Source organism: Psychrobacter sp. TPE 89C (assembly GCF_055522395.1).
On the sequence record NZ_JBVFXW010000082.1, the window covers coordinates 1 to 5,940 of the forward strand.

The following is a 5,940-nucleotide window of genomic DNA, read 5'->3' on the forward strand; positions in this document are numbered from 1 at the left end:
TCAATAAAATCAATAACTTACAAGCTTAAAAAACACAAAATGATGTGAGAAAACACAAAATGATGTGAGAAAACACAAAATGATGTGAGAAAACATAAAATGATGTGAGAAAACACAATTAAAAAAACAAGTGTTTTAACATGATATTTATGTTAGTGTTATTAAGTTAGTCGAGTCAAAAACACAAAATGATGTGAAGAAGAAAATAGTATAGGTAAGGGATGCTTATAAATATGAAAGATAATTTGGTAGTAAAATCTAATGACTTGGTTATAGCAACTTACACAATGACAACAAAAGAAAAGGAGTTGTTATTAGCTTGTATTAGCCAAATCGATAGCAGATCAGATACAGCTGATATATCGAAGCAAACAAAATTCACTGTTACTGTGCAAGAAATGAAGGACTTATTTTATAAAGGTAAGTCTCAAGACAATGCATTTAGAGATTTAGAGCAAGCAAGTAATAGGCTTTTCGATAGAGAGGTGACGATAAAGCTAGAAGGAGACAAGTGGATGCGTACCCGCTTTGTTAGCAGTGTTTTATTTAATCCTGATAGTAGCGAGGTAACTTTAGCATTTGCTGAAGATATCTTGCCTTATCTAACACAGTTAAAAGCTAATTTTACTAAATACAAATTAATCGAAATAACAGAGTTATCAAGTATTCATGCGATAAGATTATATGAACTAATTGTTATGTGGGTTAACCAGTATCAATATAGTAAACAGTTAGATCTCGATGACTTCCGTTATATTATGGGCGTAAAAGATAAGTACAAACAGTTTGGTCAGCTTAGAGAGCGTGTAATAGAAACTGCTATTAGTGAAATTAATGAAAATACTAACTATAAGATCAGTGTTGAATATAGAAAAGTTAAGCGCACTTACGTTAGTTTAACGCTAAAGTTTCATAAAAAGACTTTAGCTAAGCTAGCAAATAAAAGTGGAGTATTGTCACAAGATACCATCGAATCAATCGTTAATAATGTGCAATTTATGAATGATTATAATGACCACCCCTCGCTAAGCTATGAGGGCAAAATGAATACAGACATATTTAAGCGTGAAATGATAAATATCACACAGCGAGAGCCAGAAAGTTTTAACAAGAAAAACAAAGGTCTTGAGGCATATCTACCAAAGGTTAAGCAAGGAAGATAGTTCATTTATTCTGTTATAAATCTATATCCTTATCCATTTCATCTACCTTCATTTCTTGACGTTGTTGGCGTTGCAGCACCAACTGCTGTTGGCGCTGTTCTCTTAATACCTCAACTTGCTCTTGATCATGCGCCATTATTTCATCTTCCATGGCACTAATACTCTGGTATTCCGTGGGGTTTTTACGGTGCTCATCTGCATGAACTGCTCGTATAAGCTCTGCGGTTACGCCCTGATTTTTTAAATCATCAAACGATGATTTAACCTCGTTATACTGAGCTACTTTATTATCCAACTCAGCTTGCCACGCCTTTGTCTTAAAGGGATTCCATGGTTCATTATCTTTTAGTCGCTCTATTTCAGCATAGATAGGCTTAGCTTGTGCTTGTAGCGCATCTAACTGGCTTCTATGTATTTGCTTCGCCATTTCCTTCCATCTATGCACAAAATCCTTAACTATTAGCCGCTTTTCGTCTATCTCATCAGCTTGATTTGGCGCTGTAGGTATTTTAACGGCTTCTTGTGGCGCTTTTGGCTGTTGAACTGGCTCTATGGGCTGCTGTGGGCGTTCTATTATATCTCTAGGTGCGGTGCTTGTGCTTGCTTGATCCGCAGGTCGGACTTCGCTGTTATGTCTTTGCCCCAATTCGTTGCTCTTGACGCTACCAACTGGCGGTAATTCTCGTCCTCGCTCATTTGAATGGCTCTCAGGGCTTGGCGATCTATCCACTCGCTCACTAACTGGCTCGATTCTTTCTCGTTCTTGCTCATGGTCAACACTCCTAATCGGTTCAGCCGTTGGTATTCCTAGATCATCAAAGGCTTGGTATAGCTTAGGCTGTTTTTCAACAATGTCTCTTTTGACTTCGGGTAGCCTACGTTTGATAAACTGTAGCTTGTTATGAAGTTCGGTTGCTTGTTTAAGCTGTTTGCTTAAAATATCGTTAATTTTCTCATTACTATTGGTTTCTAGCACTTTATTATATTTGGCTACTTCACGATTGATGTCGCCACGGTCTGTTTTGACGCCTTTACGCTCTAATGCACTAGCAGCCACGCCCATTTTAATAGTTGGCTCACGCTCTAAGCCTTGATCTTTCAGACTTCTATGGTCAATCTCTATTCCATATTCACGCAAATGCTCATTAGCAGTCTTCGCCCATTGTTCACGCCAATAGACCACCTCACCGCTTTTCTTTTCGTCTAGCTCACGAGTTTTCTTAGTAAAACCTTCTGGCTCTAATCGCCTTGTCGTTAGCATGATGTGTGCGTGTTGGTTCTCTTTACTCTTATACGACCCTTTATCATCATGCAAATGAGCATCTACAGCACAGCCGTGTCTTGCTACGATCTGCTTGGCGAAGTCTTGCACCAGTGCAATACGCTGTTCTTCATTGAGTTCATTCGGTAACGCTACCTCAAACTCTCTTGCTACCGTACTATTTTTGCGTTTTTCGGCTCTCTCTACCTCATTCCAAAGTTGCTGACGGTCAGTTGCCCAACTGGGTGCATTGGGTGGCAAAAATATCTCACTGTGTAAAACGTCATGTTTTTTTGAATAGTCATGGTCACGCCTTTCATGGTCGCAATGAATTTTTGCACCGGCACGATAAGCCACAGCTGCGGTAGCAGATTGACCGTTGCTGCGTGAGAATGTTTTGACTGATAAGTGATAGATCGCCATAACTTACTGATTCATTCCTTATCATTTTTCAGCAGAAAAATGTTTTGGTTTTTAGGGGGTGCAGGGGGATTTCCCTTTGCCGCACGCAAACTATGATAAGCTCACCGTTAAGGGGAGTTTATCATAGTTTGCATAAGTGCGCCCTTGTACCTTATTTATGCTGCTATTTTTAGGTTTTATACAAGGGAAGGAGTAAGTTAGGTGTCTAAAATACAGAAGGAATTAGAAGAGCAGTTAGCTAAGATGTTGGTTGACCGTGATAGTTTATTGGCTGAGGTGAGATCGGTTCGGTCTGCTGTTAAGAAAGATAATCCAAAGAAGAATAAATGGCTGACTGAGATGATAGATCATCTCGATAAGCTCGATACATATATCACTCAAAATGAAAATCGAATACAAGCCATTAGGCAACGAAAGCAGTTGGCTAGTAATAAGCTCAATCGTAAGCAGGATAGTAAGCGAAAAATCTTGCTTGGAGCCATGCTTGAAAAATGGGTAGCAGATGGGATATTAGATAAAGATGAAGTAGCTAAAGGGCTAGATAGTTTCTTAGTACGACCTAGCGACAAAGAATTATTTTCTGAATACTTCTAGCTACTAAAACAATCAATATCAGGGTTTTTGATACTTCTTCTTAAAATCCTTTATCTCTAAGTCGAAAAAGAATATATGATCCTCAAGTTGCTCTTTATGCTCTAAAGATAAATAGCCTATTAGTCGAATTACAAGATAGTAAGTATCTTCTAATGTGTTACAGAAATCAGTTATATTTTTAAAGCCCTTTGTTGTGTCCCATAAAGGTTCGTAGTGATACAGCCTATTTCTGACTCCTTGTATCCTATGAAGTAAGTCATACATTTCGCCAAGCTTAACTTTTTGCTTATTAGGGAACACTTTTAAGCCATAAAACTGCCAAAATGAAGTGGACCTATAGTCAACTTGTAGTAACTCAACCCAAAAACCGAAGTTCAACTTACCAACAAAATCTGAAGGATATGGTCCACGATCCGAAATCCCCTTCTCTCTTAGATCTTTCACTATATTTTTCTTAGCTGTAGCGAAAGCATTTTTAGTTGGATCCGTAGCACAATCTTCAGCAATTAGCTTCTTAAACCAGCTGCTAGTACCCCAATGTTCACTTTGAAAGTGATGAATCCTGTTTCTCAGGACTATCTCTAATGTTTGCATAGGTATGAAAAAGTGAGAGTAAATAGATTGAATTTCTAGATAAAAAAGCACCTTAGAGTGCTCATCATATTTAGAAGGCTCATATACAATCTCATTAAAAAGACGTTTATATGTCGACAATCTATGTGTAGATATGGAAAGTATTAATTCATCAATTTGCATTATTTATCACCATGTTTTTTCTTTCCTTTAAACCTTCTAGCACTTTGACTGAAACCTTATCTAACTCATCCACTAGAGGAGATAAATCGTACATTGTACGTCCTCTAGTAATAGGATCTGAACGAGAAGTTGCTGTTTTAATAATTAAGTTTTTTTTCTCTAAGCTAGTTAAAGCTCTTTGCACCGTTTTTAAAGAAAGTCCTGTCCTATAGACGATAGCTGCTTGAGAGGGAAAGGGGATCTCAGACTTGTCCCACCAATGAACAATAAGGTTTAGCAAAACATTCATTTCCGCAGATGTAATTTTGAGCTCTCTTTGTGAAAATAATAGCAATGTAGGAATGGCGACCCACCCCAAGGATGAAGCTCTAGCGCCCCATTTATCAGCTATTGGACTACTTTTAGCGTTGTTTTTCATTTTTTTTCCAAAATTCTAGTATATACACGATATGTATATACATATAGTAGGTCATATTGACTCTTTACTATAGTAAAGCCTAATGTAGAATAGATTATGTATTAAGTACTGCTGTTAGTCTTTTTAAAGATTAATAGGAGATACAAAATAAGATCTATATTAGCTAAGAGAAGTAGTTTTGTACTTTGTCCTACCGTCGGCTGTCCTCACGGATAAAGGTAGTAACGGCTTAGTCTTTCTCTAGTTATATGAATCAATAGATTTCTATTCTGTCCTACCGTCGGCTGTCCTCACGGATAAAGGTAGTAACGGCAGAGCAAAAACGCTCACTAGCAATAGTGGGCGTTTTCTTATTATATACTAGTCAATATGACTCTTATCGACTAGTTTCTAAGCTGATTTCTGATAAATCCTATCGCATAACTCAATAAATCTAATAATACTCTCAAACTTTTTATAGCTAAGTATCTGACTAGGTTTAATGAAATACTCTTTAACTCGAACCTCTTTGTTTTCTTTGGTAGTCATGTGCATATACTTATCAGATATATCCCAACCATCTCCACGTAGCTCTGATATTCTAGAACCTGAGAAGCAAGTGTCTATATCGTGGAAGAGCCCCTTATTGCGTAAGTGCTTACCTTTTAAAAGACTATACAAAATATAGCCCTTATGAGTGGAAGCCTTCGGTAGTGCCATATGATTTCTCATAATTTTTTCCTATTAAGTTAAATTAAAATAGTAGGAAAAACCGTGAGTTCAAAGTTAATCATGCGACTTAACTTGAGAACATACATCAAATGTAGTAATTTATATTTCTCAGGTATTAATTATCTAACATTAGTATCTACGGTTTTTCCGTACTTTATAGTGTTTGATATTTAATTAAAAAGAAGAGAGCTGCCCTAAACGGTAGCTCTTTTTTTTTGCATCTACCAAACACTGATTTTATTTAAGCATATATTATTGGAAGTAGCAATCGGCTATATGGCTAGAAAGCCACAGGATGCCGCTGGGTGCATCTTAATTGATATTATGGACGATTCATAACAATGAGGTAGAAGGGTGCTTAGAACGCAAATATGCGCTTTATCATATTGAAATATAAATTTAGTCTATTACAGCTTTTTATTACTTTCTCATTTTCAATTTTTTTAATTTCCATATTTTCTATGGTTTTTATTTAATCCTGTTTGGTCCTGTTTAATCCTGTTTAAGAGAGGTTTTACATCAATAAAATCAATAACTTACAAGCTTAAAAAACACAAAATGATGTGAGAAAACACAAAATGATGTGAGAAAACACAAAATGATGTGAGAAAACA

General features: G+C 36.6%; 6 protein-coding genes. 2 read left to right on the forward strand and 4 right to left on the reverse strand.

Going from position 1 to position 5,940, the window contains the following annotated elements; all coding sequences use genetic code 11:
* Window positions 1–233: 233 nt before the first annotated feature.
* Window positions 234–1,163, forward strand: a complete 930-nt coding sequence (locus ACZW67_RS13940; protein ID WP_465183751.1) for a replication initiation protein — start codon at window positions 234–236, stop codon at window positions 1,161–1,163.
* Window positions 1,164–1,176: 13 nt separating this feature from the next.
* Here ACZW67_RS13940 and mobQ read toward each other — a convergent pair whose 3' ends face one another.
* Window positions 1,177–2,847, reverse strand: coding sequence for a MobQ family relaxase (gene mobQ / locus ACZW67_RS13945; RefSeq protein WP_465183752.1), 1,671 nt, complete (start codon window positions 2,845–2,847; stop codon window positions 1,177–1,179).
* Window positions 2,848–3,048: 201 nt separating this feature from the next.
* Here mobQ and ACZW67_RS13950 point away from each other — a divergent pair, with 201 nt between their 5' ends.
* Complete coding sequence (locus ACZW67_RS13950) at window positions 3,049–3,441, forward strand: hypothetical protein (RefSeq protein ID WP_465183753.1); 393 nt, start codon at window positions 3,049–3,051, stop codon at window positions 3,439–3,441.
* A gap of 18 nt (window positions 3,442–3,459) precedes the next feature.
* On the opposite strand, the gene ACZW67_RS13955 is transcribed toward ACZW67_RS13950, so the two are convergent.
* The 3 genes from ACZW67_RS13955 to ACZW67_RS13965 form a co-directional block, all read right to left on the reverse strand.
* Entirely contained in the window at window positions 3,460–4,197 is a 738-nt protein-coding gene (locus tag ACZW67_RS13955; RefSeq protein WP_465183754.1) for a hypothetical protein, read from the reverse strand.
* On the reverse strand, window positions 4,187–4,615 hold the full coding sequence (locus ACZW67_RS13960) for a helix-turn-helix domain-containing protein (protein ID WP_465183755.1): 429 nt from the start codon (window positions 4,613–4,615) through the stop codon (window positions 4,187–4,189). Before ACZW67_RS13960 ends, ACZW67_RS13955 begins: the two co-directional genes overlap by 11 nt.
* A 390-nt stretch (window positions 4,616–5,005) precedes the next feature.
* Window positions 5,006–5,326: a hypothetical protein gene (locus tag ACZW67_RS13965; protein ID WP_465183756.1), complete on the reverse strand. Its 321-nt coding sequence runs from the start codon at window positions 5,324–5,326 to the stop codon at window positions 5,006–5,008.
* Between the last annotated feature and the right edge of the window lie 614 nt (window positions 5,327–5,940).